The organism is Arcicella lustrica, assembly GCF_034930985.1.
Classification (GTDB): domain Bacteria; phylum Bacteroidota; class Bacteroidia; order Cytophagales; family Spirosomataceae; genus Arcicella; species Arcicella lustrica.
Window position 1 is genome coordinate 1 of the sequence record NZ_JAYGIM010000033.1, and the last position, 967, is coordinate 967.

General features: G+C 34.3%; 1 protein-coding gene. It reads left to right on the forward strand.

Features of this window, described 5'->3' with window-relative positions; genetic code table 11:
• The coding region (locus tag VB798_RS24305) for a TonB-dependent receptor family protein (protein ID WP_323689832.1) at positions 1 to 967 on the forward strand (967 nt) is incomplete at both ends.

Genomic DNA, 967 nt, shown 5'->3' on the forward strand with positions numbered 1-967 from the left:
AAATGTATCATTGTTTGCTGAAAATATTTTCTACCTAAACGATAAACTTTCGGTAACTCCTGGTATACGCTATGAATATATTAGTACTAAAGCTGATGGTTATTATGGGAGTATCATGCGTGATTTAGCAGGAAACGTAATTAATATTACCAGAACAGATGAAGTACGTGTAAATAACCGTCAATTTGTGTTGGCAGGAATTGGCATTAGCTTTAAACCATTTGAACAGACTGAAATGTATGGTAACATTTCGCAAAACTATCGTTCGATTACCTTTAGTGATATGCGTATTTCAAATCCTTCGTCGGTGATAGACCCTGATATGAAGGATGAAAAGGGATATTCAATAGACCTTGGTATTAGAAGTCACCAAACATCTTTTTACAATTACGATGTTAGCTTGTTTTACCTAAATTATAATAACAGGATAGGTGAAATACAATTTTATGACGAGAGCAACAGAATATTACGTTTACGAACTAATGTAGGGCAAGCCGTGATTATGGGGATAGAATCGTATGCAGAAGCTGATTTCTTCCGATTATTTAAGCCAGAAAATCAAGATATAAGTACAGTGCTATTCGGTAACCTTGCATTGATTAAATCTGAATATCGTGAAAGTAAGATGGTAGGAGTAAAAGGCAATGAGGTTGAATTTGTACCTAAAGTAAACCTTAAAACAGGCCTTAAAGTCGGCTACAAAAAACTGAAAGGCTCATTTCAATTTACCTACTTAACAGACCAATTTTCGGATGCGACAAATGCTAGAGATGGGGGAATATCATCTGTAATAGGATTAATTCCAGCTTATAAAATTATGGATTTAAGCTTTTCTTATGACTTCAAGAAGATTAAGCTAGAAACAAGTATTAACAATGTTGCTAATGAAATGTATTTTACCAGAAGAGCTACAGGTTATCCAGGTCCAGGGATTTTGCCGTCTGATGGTAGAAGTTTTTATTTTACA